The 14,947-nt window shown below is 64.9% G+C and carries 10 protein-coding genes and 2 pseudogenes; 10 read left to right on the forward strand and 2 right to left on the reverse strand.

Features of this window, described 5'->3' with window-relative positions:
• Positions 1-9: 9 nt before the first annotated feature.
• Positions 10-450, reverse strand: coding sequence for a LysR substrate-binding domain-containing protein (locus OHA42_RS25975; protein WP_406230452.1), 441 nt, complete (start codon positions 448-450; stop codon positions 10-12).
• Positions 451-577: 127 nt separating this feature from the next.
• Here OHA42_RS25975 and OHA42_RS25980 point away from each other — a divergent pair, with 127 nt between their 5' ends.
• The 10 genes and pseudogenes from OHA42_RS25980 to OHA42_RS26025 all read left to right on the forward strand — a co-directional run bounded on the left by OHA42_RS25980 (position 578) and on the right by OHA42_RS26025 (position 13,717).
• Positions 578-1,927, forward strand: a complete 1,350-nt coding sequence (locus OHA42_RS25980; RefSeq protein ID WP_406230453.1) for a serine hydrolase domain-containing protein — start codon at positions 578-580, stop codon at positions 1,925-1,927.
• A 271-nt stretch (positions 1,928-2,198) separates the two neighbouring features.
• Complete coding sequence (locus OHA42_RS25985) at positions 2,199-2,984, forward strand: CPBP family intramembrane glutamic endopeptidase (RefSeq protein ID WP_406230454.1); 786 nt, start codon at positions 2,199-2,201, stop codon at positions 2,982-2,984.
• A gap of 242 nt (positions 2,985-3,226) precedes the next feature.
• Positions 3,227-4,771, forward strand: coding sequence for an FAD-dependent oxidoreductase (locus OHA42_RS25990; protein WP_406230455.1), 1,545 nt, complete (start codon positions 3,227-3,229; stop codon positions 4,769-4,771).
• Positions 4,772-4,939: 168 nt separating this feature from the next.
• A pseudogene (locus OHA42_RS25995) lies at positions 4,940-5,065 on the forward strand (ATP-binding protein); the annotation flags it as partial.
• Positions 5,066-5,740: 675 nt separating this feature from the next.
• A complete protein-coding gene (ltrA, locus tag OHA42_RS26000) occupies positions 5,741-7,213 on the forward strand; it encodes a group II intron reverse transcriptase/maturase (RefSeq protein WP_406230456.1) in 1,473 nt (490 codons plus the stop codon).
• Between the two features lie 1,151 nt (positions 7,214-8,364).
• Positions 8,365-8,949, forward strand: coding sequence for a GNAT family N-acetyltransferase (locus tag OHA42_RS26005; protein WP_406230457.1), 585 nt, complete (start codon positions 8,365-8,367; stop codon positions 8,947-8,949).
• A 273-nt stretch (positions 8,950-9,222) separates the two neighbouring features.
• A complete protein-coding gene (locus OHA42_RS26010; protein WP_406230458.1) occupies positions 9,223-10,401 on the forward strand; it encodes a cytochrome P450 in 1,179 nt (392 codons plus the stop codon).
• A gap of 1,273 nt (positions 10,402-11,674) precedes the next feature.
• Positions 11,675-12,538: an alpha/beta hydrolase gene (locus tag OHA42_RS26015; RefSeq protein ID WP_406230459.1), complete on the forward strand. Its 864-nt coding sequence runs from the start codon at positions 11,675-11,677 to the stop codon at positions 12,536-12,538.
• A 170-nt stretch (positions 12,539-12,708) separates the two neighbouring features.
• Positions 12,709-13,018, forward strand: a pseudogene (locus tag OHA42_RS26020) (AMP-binding enzyme); the annotation flags it as partial.
• Between the two features lie 231 nt (positions 13,019-13,249).
• Positions 13,250-13,717: a hypothetical protein gene (locus tag OHA42_RS26025; RefSeq protein ID WP_406230460.1), complete on the forward strand. Its 468-nt coding sequence runs from the start codon at positions 13,250-13,252 to the stop codon at positions 13,715-13,717.
• A gap of 720 nt (positions 13,718-14,437) precedes the next feature.
• Here the strand turns inward: OHA42_RS26025 and OHA42_RS26030 are convergent.
• On the reverse strand, positions 14,438-14,947 hold the full coding sequence (locus tag OHA42_RS26030) for a winged helix-turn-helix transcriptional regulator (RefSeq protein WP_406230461.1): 510 nt from the start codon (positions 14,945-14,947) through the stop codon (positions 14,438-14,440).

Genomic DNA, 14,947 nt, shown 5'->3' on the forward strand with positions numbered 1-14,947 from the left:
GCGGGTGCCTCAGTCGGATGGTGTGGTTGGGCTTCTGGGCGTGCGAAGGGTCCGGCGGATGGCGTTGCGGAGCCAGTGGTGGGCTCCGTCGGCTGTGTGTCGGGGGTGCCAGGCCATGCTGATGGTCTGTGGCGGCAGTGCCAGGGGGATGTCGAGGAGGTGCAGTCCGAGGGTGGTCGCGTCGTCGGTGAGGGGCGATGGGTCGGCACCGGGGAGTGCGGCAGGTACGAGGCAGACGATGTCGCTGCGGGCGGTGAGGGTCATGGCGGCCAGGTGGTTGGGGAGGACGACGCTGACCCGCCGTTGGAGGTTGTGCTGGGCCAGCGCGGTGTCGAGTGGGCCGGTGAACCGGCCACGGCGGCTGACCGCGACGTGTTGGGCGGCAGCGAGCCGGGCTGGGGTCAAGGGTTCTTCGGTGAGGTGGTGGCCGGGCCGGACGGCTGCCACCATGCCCGTGAACTGTCGTTTCGGCTCGAGGTGACACGGAGTCAGAGGCGTGTCAGCACGGTGACGGTCCGGTGTCAGGACGGGGGGCGATTGTGGTTCTCGTTGAACGCCACACCAGAGACGAGGAACCATGAAAACCCAATCCCCACTATCGATCACGGCGACCAGGACGCGCATCGACGGCGTGCACCAGCTCCCGGTCATCCCCGGCAAGGCCGAGCACGAGGTTCCAGAAACAACCAGGGGCACCAAAGACAACAGCGCCCGGATACCGCGGGTCTTCCGGCGAGTGGCGGTCACGGCGCTGGCGGCCACGCTGCTGACCGGCGCAGCCGCACTTGGGCTGGCCACCGCGGACAACCCAGCAGTGCCGGATGCCCCAGCCGGGCAGGATCGCCCGGAGTTGCAGCAGGCCATCCAGGAGATCGTCGATGCCGGTATCACCGGGGTGCAGCTGCGCATACACGATCAGCGAGGCGAGTGGGTCGGCAGCGCCGGGGTGCGCGAGCTGGGCCAGGCCGCGAAGCCGCCGACGGATGGGCGGTTCCGGATCGGCAGCGCCACCAAGACCTTCTACTCGACCGTGGTGCTGCAACTGGTGGCCGAGGGCAAGATCGGGCTGGACGCCCCGGCAGCCGACTACCTTCCCGAGTTCGGGCTGGACCGGCGGATCACGGTGCGGATGCTGTTGCAGCACACCAGCGGGTTGTTCAACTACACCGGCGAGTACTACCCCGACGGGACGGTCGCGGCGGGGATCCCCTGGCAGGGCAAGGAGTGGGTGGACAACCGGTTCCACAACTATCCACCCGAGGAGCTGGTGCGGCTGGCGTTGTCCAAGCCGACGCGGTTCGAGCCGGGGACGGACTGGAGCTATTCCAACACCAACTACGCGCTGGCCAGACTGCTGATCGAAAAGGTCACCGGCAGCTCGCACGCCGAGGAGATACAGCGGCGGATCCTGCGGCCGCTCGAGCTGTCGGACACTGTGGTGCCGGGCGCCTCGCCGGAGATCGCCGAGCCGCACGCGCACGGCTACTACAAGTACGAAGACGCCGGGCAGTGGAAGACGATCGACGTCACCCGTCAGAACCCCTCCTGGATCTCCGCCGGCGGTGACATGATCTCGACCACCGAGGATCTCCACACGTTCTTCTCCGGGCTGCTGGGCGGGAAACTCCTCCCGGCCGCGCTGCTGGCCGAGATGAGCAAGGGGCACCCGACGCCCGACCCGAAGATGAGCTATGGCCTCGGGCTGGAAGTGCGGACCGTGGACTGCGGCGGCACCGTCCTGTCCTCCGACGGCGGCGTCCAGGGCTACGGGACGCTGTTGCGCAGCACGGCCGATGGCAGTAGGACCCTGGAGGCCTCGCTGACCTACGTGGACGCTGATCAACAGCACGCCCCGGTGGAAGCGCAGCTGAATGCGCTACAGAGGCTCACCAACGAGGGGTTCTGCGGCGGGCAAACCGCGGGCTGACGAGGCCGAACCGGCTCAGCCGACGGGCAACATCATCATTCGCCACGCCACTGCCGCCTGACACACCCCGGCTCCACACACCAGCACCAGCGGCAGCAACCCCTGGGGCCTGTCCGCACCAGCGGCAGTAACCCCGGGGGCCTGTCCACGGACACCGCTCAGCGGCTGGGCTCGGGCCTTCAACACCCGAGACGGTCGGCAGCCGAGTTCTGCCCGCTGGGCACTTTCCGATTCATTTCACGCACCCATTCACGAACGAGGAACTCTTGTCATGCGCGCCTTCGAAGACACTCGGCCGAACCGAATAGTCCAGCGGCTGCTCGGCGACCGCCACTCCCTGCCGCTGTCGATCGTGTTGCATCTTGTCCCCGGCGCCCTGATCGTCGCCGCCTACCTGCTCATCGGCGAACCATTCGTCAACGCCATCGGATATCCGGTCCTCATGGGCTGGGCGATCGCCCTGTGCCTGGTTCTCATACCGATCCTGCTGGGGCTGCTGTGGCTGGGACGCAAGCACAACGGCCACATCTCGCTACGCGGCGTGCTGCACTACACCGACAGACCCGTCCCGCGCGGGAAGCTGGTGGCGATGGTCATCCCGCTCATCGTGTGGATGACGGTGGTGGGGTTTGCGCTGGCACCGATGAACAACTTCTTCAAAGACTTCTTCACATGGCTCCCGTACGCGGACGAGGGCGGCAGCGCCACCGCATTCCTCGACGGATACTCGTACTCGATCCTGCTCACCACGATGGTGATATGCCTGCCGCTGACCGGAATCTCCCTCCCGCTCATCGAGGAGCTGTACTTCCGCGGTTTCCTGCTGCCCCGCATCGCCCACCTCGACGGATGGGCACCGGTGGTCAGCACGGTCTTGTTCTCGCTGTACCACTTCTGGTCGCCGTGGGTGTTCGTGTCGCGGGTGATCTTCACGTTCCCGGGGTTCTGGTTGACCTGGCGGAAGAAGGACATCCGGCCGGCGATCGGGATGCACGTCGGCGTGGACGCGATCCTGGCGACGTTCGGCACCATCGCCGTTGCGCTGAACCTCATCTAAGACTCGGCCCGTCGCCAGCCGCTATGTCGCGACGGTCTTTCAGTCCAAGACCAGCAGTTTCTGCTGACTAAGGGCGTGGGCGTAGTGGTCGAGTCCCCCTCCGGACACAGACAGTAACGACACGTCACCCGCCCTGCGAACTCGTTGACGCGCAGTAATTCTCACCATCTCCGGGTGACCGTGCAAGCGCGCCGCAAGCATCGCGCCAGGGCAGTGCAAGAGTTCTCGAAAAGCATTGATTCATGGACGAATTCGACGTGGTGATCGTGGGCGCCGGCCCGGTTGGTCTCTTCCTTGCCTGCGAGCTCGGTCTCGCGGGCTGTGCTGTCCTGGTGCTCGAGCGGGAGCCGGAGCCCGGCTCCCCGTGGCGGGCGGACCCGCTCGGGACGCGGGGTCTGTCCGCCACATCGGTCGAGGCGTTCTACCGGCGCGGGATGCTGCACCCGCTGTTGAAGGCTTCGGGCGTCCACGACGATCCCGACGCGAATCTCGACGCGGACGAGCCGTCGCCCCCGCGGAGCGTGGGCCACTTCGCCGGGATAGCGCTCGATCCGGCCGAGGTCGACATTGCCGCACTGCCGTTCCGGCTGCCCAGCCCGGCAATGGACGGCGTGATGACGAACCTCGACGCAGTCGAGTCGGTGCTGTCCGAGCGGGCGGCCGAGCTCGGCGTGGAGATATGGCGCGGCGCCGCTGTCTCCGCCATCGCGCACGACCATGACAGCGTGGTCGTGCAGGCCGGCGAGCATGAGTACGCGGCGCGCTGGGTCGTGGGCTGCGACGGTGGACGCAGCGCGGTGCGCAGGCTCGCGGGTTTCGAGTTCGTCGGCACCGAACCAGAGTTCACCGGCTACGTCCTGCTCGCCGCCATCGCCGATCCGGAGACGCTGAGCCCCGAGATCATCAACCTGACGCCGACGGGCGCGTACCTCCGGATGCGCGCGGAAGGGCACATCGGCATGATGGACTTCGACGGCGGCGCGTTCGATCGCACGCAGCAGCTGACTCGCGACCATCTCCAAGCGGTGCTGCGCCGGGTCTCGGGCACCAGCGTCACGCTGAGCGATGTCCGTCTCGCCTCGAGTTTCACCGATCGGGCGATGCAGACGACCACCTACCGGCAAGGGCGCGTCCTGCTAGCCGGCGACGCCGCGCACATCCACTCTCCCCTTGGCGGACAGGGACTCAATCTCGGCATCGGCGACGCCATGAACCTGGGATGGAAGCTCGCGGCGACCGTGCACGGGTACGCGCCGGAGGGGCTGCTCGACACCTACACCCGCGAGCGCCATCCGATCGGTGCCCGGGTGCTCGACTGGTCGCGCGCCCAGGTGGCGGTAATGCGGCCGGACCCGCATTCCCAGGCGATCCGAGGAGTGGTCCGGGACCTGCTCGGGACCCGTGACGGAACGACCTACGGGTTCAAGAAAATCTCGGGATCGTCGATCCGCTACGACCTCGGCAGCGAGCACGCGCTGGTCGGCCATAGCGCCCCGGAACTTCGGTTCGCGGACGGCACTCGCCTCGGCGACCTGACGCAAGACGGACGAGGCGTCGCGCTCGATTTCAGCACCAACCGACGCCTGCGCGATTCAGCGATGGGCTGGGAGAACCGGATCCGGTATTCGGCCGGGTCGGCGAGAAACACCCTCGGATTGGGTGCCGTGCTGATCCGACCTGACGGCATCGTCGCCTGGGCAGGTGATCGCGACCCTGATCGCGAAGCGTTCGAGCGGGCCGCCGGCCGTTGGTTCGGCAGTCCGGCAATCCAACCCAGTTCCCTATGATGCAGCGGGTTTCGCTCGCCGACGTGTCGAGGGGAACCATTCTGCCCACCGTCGGCGTAGTCGGTACCCGGCTTTCCACGACGGATGGGAATCGCGGGGGCGCATCCCCGATCGCCGCTGAAACTTCCTCTCCTCAACCGAATTACAGGAGCGCATATGACGATCACTCTCGCCGCCGCGATGATCGACCGCCTCGTCCACCACGCCGAGGTCATCGCCCTCAAGGGCGACAGCTACCGGCTCGAGGACCGCGACCTCGGCCGCGTCCCCACCGCCGGCACAACTGAACACTGAAACCATCAACCCAACCCGACCGGAGAGGGGTCAAAATTCGGCCGCCGAGAAGTGGTCACGATTCGGGATCTGGCACAAATTTGGTTTGCGCCGTGAGGCGCTGTGTTTCGAGTGGAGGTGAGAGACCTTCGTCGCTGGCCTGTCGTAGCAGGTCAGCGGAGCTGAGGGCAGCCTGATCCGGGTGGTGCCGGGGAGGGTGGGAGCAGCCCTGACAAAGCCGGGACGTGGCCAGAACTGCCAGATGGTGCGGGTCCGGCAAGCGGGATGAAGAGGAGTACGCGAGGAACCAGCGTTGTTACGTCCCTCAATGTGCCACCTGCTCGAACCTGGCGGATATGGGCAGGAAGCGGTGCGCACCAGTTGATTTCGACTGGGAACTTCTGGGTCGGTTTACGAAAGCCGGTCGGGAGGCCACGAGGAAGGTCTACGGCGTACTCGTGGCGATGCCGCAGGGACACAGTTGGGCTCCTACTTCGTCGAGCGAATCACAGTGAACACGGGAACCACCCGGTCAGACTCCCTGAGTGGCGGGCAATCCGGTTGCGCCGCTGGGGGATAGACGCATCGACCGTCGAACGGGTCGGGTGGGGCGGAGCCGCCGTAGTAGTCCGAGGCCGGGAGAGCCGGTCACATGGCGAAGGGCGGCAGCGGTTTCGAGAAAGGGCGGAGACTGTAATGCCGAAAGATGCGCCACCGAATGGTGACGCCACACCGGAGGACCTCGCGGGGCCGCGCCGGCGGGTATCGGAGATGCAGGCCAAGCTTCACCGTTGGGCGGCGGCCGATCCCGGCCGCCGGTTCGACGACCTGTTCAATTTTGTGCACGACCCGGCGACGCTGATCGTGGCGTTCGACCGGGTCGCGGGCAACCACGGGGCCCGCTCTCCTGGCGTCGACGGCATGACCGTCACGGACGTCGAGGAGCGCGTCGGGGTTCCGGGGTTCCTGAACGATCTGCGGGACTCGTTGAAAGACGGGACGTTTCGTCCGTTGCCGGTGCAGGAACGCAAGATCCCAAAACCGGGCGGTTCCGGGAAGGTGCGCCGTCTCGGGATTCCGACGGTGACCGACCGGGTCGTTCAGGCTGCGCTCAAGCTGGTGCTGGAACCGATTTTCGAGACCGATTTCTCACCGGTCTCCTACGGTTTCCGGCCCGACCGAAGGGCGCAGGACGCGATCGCCGAGATCCACTATTACGGCACCCGCGGCTACCGCTGGGTGCTGGACGCGGACATCGAGGCGTGTTTCGACCGGATCGATCACACGGCCCTGATGGACCGAGTTCGATTGCGGGTCAAGGACAAACGCGTGCTTGCGCTGGTCAAAGCGTTCCTGAAAGCCGGGATCCTCACCGAACTCGGTGAGCATCAGGACACGATGACCGGTACGCCTCAAGGGGGCATCCTCTCGCCGCTGTTGGCCAACATCGCGTTGAGCGTGCTCGATGAGCAGCTGATGGCGCCATGGAAGCCGGGCGGAACGATGGCCAGCGAGTACAAGCGGGCATACCGTCGCCGAAAAGGAGCGCCGACATGGCGGCTGGTCCGCTACGCCGACGACTTCCTCGTCCTGGTCCATGGGACCAAGGAGGACACCGAGGCGATGCGAGAACAGGTCGAGCAGATGCTTTCGCCTCTGGGGCTTCGGCTTTCGCCGGAGAAGACCCAGGTGCGACATCTGTCGGACGGGGTCGATTTCTTGGGATTCCACATCCAGTGGCGTCGCAAGCGGGGCTCGGACAAACAGTTCGTTTACACCTTCATCGGTGACCGGCCCATCCGGTCGCTGAAGGCCAAAGTCCGTGCCCTGACCCATCGGCAGTCACAGCAAAGTCTGGAATACGTGATCACGCGGCTCAACCAGATTATGCGCGGCTGGTCCAGCTACTTCAAACATGCCGTGGCAAAACAGCGGTTCGCCGTGCTCCAGAAGTTCGTATGGAGACGGTTGATCGTGATGTTGCAGACCCGGCACCGCTGGAGCTGGACGGACATCCGCCGCCGGTTCGTCACACCTGTTGGGCGATGGCGACCAATTGCGGCGGTGGACGGGACCGAGTTGTTCGACCTGAACAGCGTGACAGTCAGTCGTTATCGCTGGCGGGGCAACAAGATCCCGAACCGATGGGCGACCCTTCAATCAGCCTGACGACAGAAACCGTGGAGAGCCCGTTGCGTCGAGAGGCGCACGGCGGGTTCGGCGAGAGGTCCAGGGAAACGGAGCAGGAGCAATCCCGCCACCGCGCCCCGGGCCTACTCAGCGATTCGTCCGAGCGGGTTGCCCACTTGCTCAACAGCATTCGCTTCCGCAGGAGGTTGGTCTTTGCGCGGCCGAACATCTGGCGTTTGAGCATCTTGATTCGGTTGACGTGCCCTTCGACCCGTTCCGCTGCTCCAACGCAGGGTCAGGCCGGCGGTGACCGCGTCCTGGTCGCGGCGGAGCCCTCGAACGAATGAGTGCAGCGCCGGTTGATCGTCGGCGTCGACGGCGGCCATCCACCGTTCGAGGTCTCGACCGCGCCGCTCGGTCATGATCTCGGCGAACGCGCGGACATGCCGGGTCAGGGCGGCAAGTTCCGGGCTGGCAGTTAGGACCCGATCGAGGCTTGCCTGGTCCTCGGGAGCGAGGGTGGAGGGGTTGGTCATGATCCAGGCCACGACCTTGCGGTCGGTCGGCGGTTTGGGAGGCTCGACCGGGACGTGAGTGAGGGCGCGGACGGGCTGCAGGAGTTGCGCACCAACTTCGCGCTGCCCTGATATCCGCGCGTCCTGATCTCGGCGAACAACTCGGTCGCGTTGGTGCAACCCTCGTTCCAGCGCTGATGCAGCTCGGGCTTGTATGGCTCGAGAAGGCTGACGCGGTATCCGGTGCGGTTGTTGACCAGCAGCTCCGTGTGCTCTGTTGGTCCGCCGGTCGGGTTCGTCGGCCTCGAGTTTGGCGAGTACGCGGGCGTCGATGCCGACGGCGACGTCGGATTTAAGCGTTCGCAGTGCGATGACGTGAGCGGGGAAAGTACTCGGTCAGTTTTGTGAGCTGGTAGTGGCGTGCCAGTGGAAGTCGCCCACGAGGCGCCGGTAGTTGAGATCTCCCTCGAGGATCACGGTGTCGGCTCGCGCGAGTAGTCGCCGGCCTGCCCAGCTTTCCGGCCCGGCTCGGTCCTCTATCGCGCGGTGAACCGGCCGATGCCTGCCGGGCGCGATCGAATTGCTGGGGTCGGCGTGTGCCTGCGGTACTCGGAAATGGAAGTGGTAATGGTGACACCGGGCCGATATCCTGTGCATATTGTGGGGAGGCTGACCATGGACGATGCTCTGCAAATACCGCATCTGAGAGCCACCGCAGACTTGGAACTCCGCCCGTGGTCGTTGTCTGCGGCAGACCTCGAGCTTGTTAGGGAAGCCTCTGCCGACGACCTGATTCCTATAACCACGGTGCCGGCGACCTTCTCGCGCGAGGCCGCAACGCAGTTTGTCGAACGCCAGTGGCAACGAGCGACCGATCGAACCGGATACCCGATGGTGATCGTCCGGCGACGGGACAACACACCACTGGGAAGTATCGACCTGTGGTTGAAGGACATCGACGAAGGCCGCGCATCGCTCGGCTACTGGGTGGTCCGCTCTGCCCGCGGCCATGGCGTCGCCGCGCATGCTCTGGCGGCAATGGCTACCTGGGCACTGGAAGAGCTGCATATCCCACGGCTCCAACTCTATGTGGAACCTTGGAACCGCGCGTCGATCCGCACTGCGGAGAGAGCCGGTTTCGAATGCGAAGGGCTCCTCAGATCGTGGCAGAAGGTCGGCAATCGACGCCGCGACATGTTCATGTACGCGCGCCTGGCAACGGGAACCCTCGCCGAGGCGGATCGGGTTTGCACAGGTTAGACCTTTATGGTTGTTCGGAGTTCGTGCGTGTGTCACGGCGCATCGGACCGGTTGCCGGCGGTCGCTGGCGATCGTGAACCGATATCACTGCTGGCACAGTGTTCGATAGGCCCCGGCCGTGCCGGGGTACTCGCCTCGTGGTCGGCCTCCACGGCCTCGCTCGTAAAATATTCGAGACTATGCTTGATCTGCGTTTGTACGCACGCCAGTGGATAGATCCGGCTCGAAAAACATCTGATGAATCGCTCACCCTCTCCATGAGAGGACCGTCCGATGGGTTTTGCAGAGATGCGCCGGTTCCGGCGTGATCCGTACGGTTTCCTCGAGAATCTGCGCCGGACCAGCCCGGTAGAGGTGTTCGGGCTGCCGTGGGGCGGGTGGTGTGTCGGCGATACGGGTCTGGCGCTGACGGTGTTGAATGACCGTGCTTTCAATGCGGGGATGTCCGGGTTCTTCGGTTCTATGCTGCCCTCACGGCCTGCCCAGATCGGCTTCGGCCGCGCTGCGCGCGCGATTCTGCGGACACATACGCCCGAGTATCGCGAGTCTCTGGCCGCGGCGGTGACCGAAATGCCCTCCGTCACCCGCTGGCCTTCGGCTGGGGTCGAGCTGGTGTATCGGTGCACCGCGGACGTGTTGCTGCACCCCGATGGTTCTCCCGAGTTGCGGCAGTTACTGGAGCGAAATACACGCGTGGGTGCACTTCGCCCGGCCCGAATGGCGCAGCGGGCGCGGGCGCAGCTGCTGCGCACCAAGTTGTCCACCACGCTGACCGAGCAGATCCGGGACCGGCGCAGCGATATCGGCCACGCTGCAGAAGCCGAACCACGGGATCTGCTCGATGCCGTGATCGGTGCCTGCCCCGACGAGGTCGCCGATACAACGGTCGCGCAGCTGTATGTGCTGATGTTCCGGTCCATCGTGGGACCGCTGGGCTACTCGCTCGCGTGGTCGGTGCTCCTGGGCAGTCTCCACTCCCCGGGCTCACCGTGGCCTTGGCCCGTCGACTGGGTCGTGCGTGAGGCATCGCGGCACCGGCCGGTCTCCTGGATGGTCAGCCGTCCCGTCCCCCATCCCATCGAGTTCGGGGGGATCGCCTTCCAGACCGGCGACCTGCTGTCCGTAAGCCCCTACCTGCTCCATCATGATGAACAGCACTGGACCAGGCCAGGGGCATTTCAACCTAACCGCTGGACTCGACCGAGCGCACACGGCCCATACGTGCCCTTCAGTTCCGGCCCCTTCACCTGCGCCGGCGCCGCGGTCGCCCACGATCTGATCACCGATGCCGCCACCACCCTCATCGAGAACACCTGTCTGCGCGTGATCGGCGGCGGTGATACACGCCCGATCGTGACCAACGCCGCGATCCCCAGGCCGTTCGCACTTCGCCACACCCCTACAAACCCTGCCCATGCTCGACAGAGCCCCAGGAAGGAGGTGACACCATGATCAAGGCATTGCGGTTCATCATCACCAACAAGCCGACCCGTACCTGGGACCCCGCTCAATACGGATGATCCTGCTACCGGCTGGATGGCTCGAACACCGCGCACAAAGGTGTACGAGCCACCCAGCCGCCGCGATCTATCGGTAGCAACAGTCCGAGGGTCGACTCACGGTGATCCTTGGGCCGGTCTACGGCAGGCGCAGAACCGCACAGTGCATCAGCGTGGGGTTTACGGGCCGGTGACCATCTGACGCCTGATGAGTGGAACGAACTGGTTGGTATCGTGCGGCCTCCAGGTGCCCGTTGTCCGTAGGTGGATCCGAAACTCCCCGCCGAGGGCACGAACCTGCGGCAACCGGACCAGCACTGTCACGTCACCGCTATTGGCCGATGACCAGCAGTTTTCGGTGTTGCAGGAGGTTGGCGTACTGGTCGATACCCCCTTCGGACACACACTGCGCACACGGTTAGTTGTGGAGCAACGCCCGGCTGTGAGGCACTCACCCCATGAGCGCCCTTCATCTCGCGGTGGCGAACCACTCGACAACTGCCATGGCGGCCCGCCGAGGTCGTCGACCGCTTCACCCCAGACACGCAGCGTCCCGGCGTGGACGCCGAGCTTCGGGGCGAGTGCCTGGCAGGCGGCATACGCCGACGGATACCCATCGAGTCGGTCCAGCACCATCTTCACCACACGCTCACGCTGCTCGATCGGATAACGCTTGGGCATGGCCCACATCCGTCACAGAGAAGGAAGCGGCCGAAGGGGCGGTTCATTCTGGTTGCTGGGGGTCTTGATGTGCACGTCGTATCGTGGTGCCGGGTGCTGTTGGGCGACCGGCCTGTCGTCCAGGTCCTGGCCGGGAGGTTTCGGTGCGCTGGCGGTGCAGGCTGCTTGTGTGCGCAGGTGCCAAACCCGCGCCGGACACGTGCAGTCGTAAGTCGTTGCGGGGCAGCGGGTTTCTCCCAGGGGCGACGTCGGTCTGCGGTGAGGCTGCGGGCAAGGCGGAGCTGAGTGTAGGCGGCGAGCAGTCCGGGGACGCGGGTCCGGCGTTCGCTGTTGCGGAACAGCCACCCCTCGGTGGCGTCCGGGTCGTAGTCGTAGACCCCCGGCCGCCCAAGAACGTCATCCTGTGTCATGATCATGATCATGTGTTCCGTCATCTACAACTGGCAGGCGATCCGCACGCGGTCAACGTTCTGACCTGGTGTCGACCCTCGTCGACATCGGGTCAACGCGCCCACTGTTCGCCTCGAGATGACGAGGATCTTATTGTGCGTGCAAACTTGCACACCACTTTCGTATTTGTTCATGGCGGCTCCAGCAACGCCCGGGCCTGGGGCCCGTTGCAGAACGAACTGGCCCTGCTCGGATACCGTTCACATGCGGTCGACCTGCCCGGCCACGGTGACTGCGCCGATAGCCCCGCCGCCTATTACCGGCAACCCCAGGACCTCACCGAATTGGCCGCCGCTCCTTCTCCGCTGCGCGGTGTCACGTTGCACGACAACGTGCAGCATGTGGCGGACACCCTGCGTCGGCTCGTCGAGTGGGGTCCGGTTGTTCTGGTCGGTAACAGTCTCGGCGGTTTGACGATCAGTGCCGTCGCCAACGCCGTCCCGGAACTGATCGACCGCGTGGTCTACCTGTCCGCGTTCTGCCTCAGCGATCCGGAGATGCTCACGGAGCCGTGGGACGTGGTCGACGACAACCTGCTGGACGCCGTGTCAGCGCGGATCGCTGTGCCGGATGTGCCCGATCCTGGTGTCGCCCGGCTGAACTGGCGCAGTGCCCATGCCGACCCAGCACTGTTCGCCGAGTTGAAGGCCGCCATCATGGCCGACTCCACGGACCATCAGTTCCGGCTGCTGCTGGACTCCCTGGACCCGGATGAGAGCTACTTGGTGCTGGAGCCGGCGGCGTTGGTCCAAGCGGACGAATGGGGATGCGTCCCGCACACATACGTCCGTCTTTGCGAGGACCGTAGCATCACCCCGGCCGTCCAGGATTACATGATCCGCAAAGCGGACGCGCTGACCCCGCACAACCCCTTCGAGGTGCACACCCTGGACACTTCGCACGTCGGCTACTTCAGCCGGCCGCAGGTATTCGCGGAGCTATTGACCAGCCTCGGCTGAGACATTTTCCGCTGTCCCCGCCGCCGGTCTCGATGGCGGGGCGCCAAGGCGGGTGATGGTCAGCAACTCGTGCTGACCATCACCACTGTCGAGAACTCGGCCGAGCCGACGTGGGTGAAGAAGCTGATACCCTTCGCTATTCCTTGGATGGCCGTTCCGGCTGGACCTAAGACGTGGTCATCCGCGGTGGCGAGAACGTCTACCCGCGCGAGATCGAGGAATTCCTCTACACCCATCCCGATATCCTGGACGCCCAGGTGATCGGCGTGCCCGACCGGAAATACGGCGAGGAGCTGATGGCCTGGGTCCGGATGCGCGACGGCGCAACACCGTTGGGCGCCATCGCCGGTCGCGAGTTCTGTGCGGGCAAGCTGGGCACTTCAAGATTCCGCGCTATGTGCACGCGGTCGAGGAGTTCCCGATGACCGTCACCGGCAAGATCCGCAAGCCGAGATGGGCGAGCTGTCGCGGGCGCTCCTCGGGCTGTCGGACCAGGCCAAATATCCGATGCCTCAGCCAGGTTGGGCATTCCCGCATGAGGGAAGGCGAGCTGGCGGTGCAGTACGCTGATGTTGCGAAAACCCCTAGTGGGGCACACGCTTTCGTAGCGGGTGCCCCACTTACTACTGCCATGTGGCCCGCCGGTGGCACACGTAGAATGCCAAGGTCACTCGCTGGGAATCTGATAAATCTGATATCGAAAGGTCTGACATGCCCATCGGTTCGTTATCACGTGTCCTGTCTTGCGTTTTTGCCAGTGCAGCACCACTGCTCTTGATCGCACCGGCCGCTCTTGCAGCCCCGGATAGCCCTTACAGCTGCTCGGGCTCATTTCTGTCGAGCGATGGCTCCGCGGATGTAGAGTCATGTATTTACGCCGAGAATGGGGTGCCCAGGGCATTTGGCGGCCTCACGATCAAAAATGGGGCCATCACGCCCGAAACTGATTGCACCATGGTTGTGAAGATTGTGGATTACAACGCATATGAGACCGGGGCGAACGAAGAGGTCGCAACCAGTGGCCCGTTTCATTGCATGAACGGGAGGTATCCCTCCCCGCCGTTGACTGTGGACACGACACTGGCGAAGCCTGGGCATCGCTATCGCAGTTTCACCGAGGTCACCAAAGACGGCCAAGGGATTGCTCGCATCTACAGCCCGGACCTGATCTTGCCGTAGCATCCGAGCTCGTTTTCAGCGCAAGTTTCGAGGCGCTGTTCTGCCGCCTTCGTCGTGAATTTCGGTGATTCGGGGCGTTGGAACTACTAGACCAGGCCGAGCGCGCTCGGCCTGGTCTAGCGCTTGCATCCGGCCGGGTACGAAGTGGTCGGCGACGAATAACGAGGGTGGTAGGAAGAGCCCCTGGGCCCGATATGACAGCCCAGCTGGGCGCCTTCGCGCCGGGCATGCTGAGATCCGGCGCTATGGACAGCTCGCGGCGGATTCTCATCATGGCCTACGACATGCCCAGATCCTCGACATCGCCTGTCCCAGTGGGGCGCTCGATATTGAATCGCCTGAAAGTGTTGGAGCTGGCCGGCCCAGTGCTGGCTGACAGGATCGGTGTCGTCGCTACAACCGGTGTGACTCGTGGATCGCTTTGCCTCTCTTCGAGTGCGCTTCCCGGATCTGTCCATCGGCGACGCCGGCCCGGTCTTGCTTCGGTGGCTATCCTGAACCGGGTTGCTGCCTCATTCAGCCTGGTCAGAGCGATGGGGCGACGGCCGGTTCGCATGCTGGTCCAACAGGATGCGGAAGACCTACTTCCGCATTACGACACCGATTCGCTTCGGGCGCAATAGATCTGGCCGCGACAGCGCGGCGCAGCGAGCTCTCCCGCGAGGGGCTCGAGCAGCTTCAGGCCCTACGCCCCGATGTCCCCGCGCGGCATCGCTTTGGTCAGGCCCCCTTCACGCGGAGGGGGACGCGGCCCGCGTACCGGCTGAGCATATCGGCACTGGCAGCAGGACCAGCGGCGAAGACGTAGGCGTCACTGTCATCGAGGCGGCGACCCGTCCTGGCGTCGACGACGACGGGTTCGACCTCTTCGCCGGTATCGGCGGCCACAAGAACCATGCTCCGTTCCTCGGGCGCCAAGCGCGCATTGCCCCACGCGGCCAAGGCCACGAGCACCGGGCGCAGTGAGCGCCCCCGATCGGTGAGCACGTATTCGTAGCGCACCGGATTGGTCTGGTAGGGGCGTCGCTCCAGCAGCCCGTCCGCGACCAAGGCTTTCAAACGTGCTGTGAGCATGCTCGAGGAGATGCCCAGGTTGTCCTGGAACTGGTCGAACCGGGTGTAGCCGTCGAATGCGTCGTGCAGGATCAGCAGAGTCCACCACTCGCCCACCTGCTCCACCGTCGTCGACAGCGGGCACTCCCAATCTCCTGCCCTGATGCGGCTGGCCAA

It is taken from the genome of Nocardia sp. NBC_01009, from assembly GCF_045208035.1.
Lineage (GTDB): Bacteria > Actinomycetota > Actinomycetes > Mycobacteriales > Mycobacteriaceae > Nocardia.

Excerpts from the sequence above, each read along its gene's own strand:
- OHA42_RS25975 (WP_406230452.1), bottom strand. The coding sequence starts at position 450 with ATGGTGGCAGCCGTCCGGCCCGGCCACCACCTCACCGAAGAACCCTTG.
- OHA42_RS25980 (WP_406230453.1), top strand. The coding sequence starts at position 578 with ATGAAAACCCAATCCCCACTATCGATCACGGCGACCAGGACGCGCATC.
- OHA42_RS25985 (WP_406230454.1), top strand. The coding sequence starts at position 2,199 with ATGCGCGCCTTCGAAGACACTCGGCCGAACCGAATAGTCCAGCGGCTG.
- OHA42_RS25990 (WP_406230455.1), top strand. The coding sequence starts at position 3,227 with ATGGACGAATTCGACGTGGTGATCGTGGGCGCCGGCCCGGTTGGTCTC.
- ltrA (WP_406230456.1), top strand. The coding sequence starts at position 5,741 with ATGCCGAAAGATGCGCCACCGAATGGTGACGCCACACCGGAGGACCTC.
- OHA42_RS26005 (WP_406230457.1), top strand. The coding sequence starts at position 8,365 with ATGGACGATGCTCTGCAAATACCGCATCTGAGAGCCACCGCAGACTTG.
- OHA42_RS26010 (WP_406230458.1), top strand. The coding sequence starts at position 9,223 with ATGGGTTTTGCAGAGATGCGCCGGTTCCGGCGTGATCCGTACGGTTTC.
- OHA42_RS26025 (WP_406230460.1), top strand. The coding sequence starts at position 13,250 with ATGCCCATCGGTTCGTTATCACGTGTCCTGTCTTGCGTTTTTGCCAGT.